The organism is Streptomyces sp. AC627_RSS907 (genome assembly GCF_019049165.1).
Map to the genome: position 1 here is coordinate 1 of NZ_JAGMUE010000916.1, position 652 is coordinate 652.

Annotated in this window: 1 pseudogene; it reads right to left on the reverse strand. The window is 68.4% G+C overall.

The window, feature by feature from the left end:
- Positions 1-652 (reverse strand): annotated as a pseudogene (locus KUM32_RS39440) (endonuclease); the annotation flags it as partial.

Below are 652 nucleotides of genomic sequence, written 5' to 3' on the forward strand. Positions count from 1 at the left end.
GATGAGGACGGGGATCTCGGCGAGCGGGGTGCGGATCTTTTTCAGGTCCCCCAGCAGTTTCGTCAATACCGTCTTGTTCTTCTTCACCACCATCAGCCGGGCCGCGCTGCGGTGCAGGTTGCGCGGGTCGTGCAGCGGCAGCGCGGGCTCCTGCTTCTCGAACTCCAGCGCGGTGATGCCCTGCAGGAGCCGCTTGTAGTCGTTGTCGCGCGTGGTCATCCGCATGATGTCGAAGGCGCCGAGCACCGACGGGAGACCGCCGTGGGTGAGGAACCCGCCACGGTGCCACTCCGGGTCGTCCGCGTAGTCCGACTCGATCTCGTCACCGCCGCGCAGGATGTTCTCGCGGCCGACCAGCTCCATGTCGAGCCGGCGCTGGGTCTGTTGGCGCAGCAGGTTCAGGGTGCCGGCGAGCACGATCACCAGCCGGTAGCCGGAGTCGATGGCCTTGGCGATGACGCCGGTGAAGTTGGCCGTCTTGCCCGACTGCACGTGCCCGACGACCAGGCCCTTGGACTGGTAGACGGTGCCGGTGGCCGGGTTCGCCAGCCGCTCCACCACCCGGTCGGTGGCCTCGTCCAGGGCCGCCAGCGCCTCCGGGTGCCACCCCTTGCGCTCCAACACCCGCTCGTACGCCGGCCAGTACCAGTTG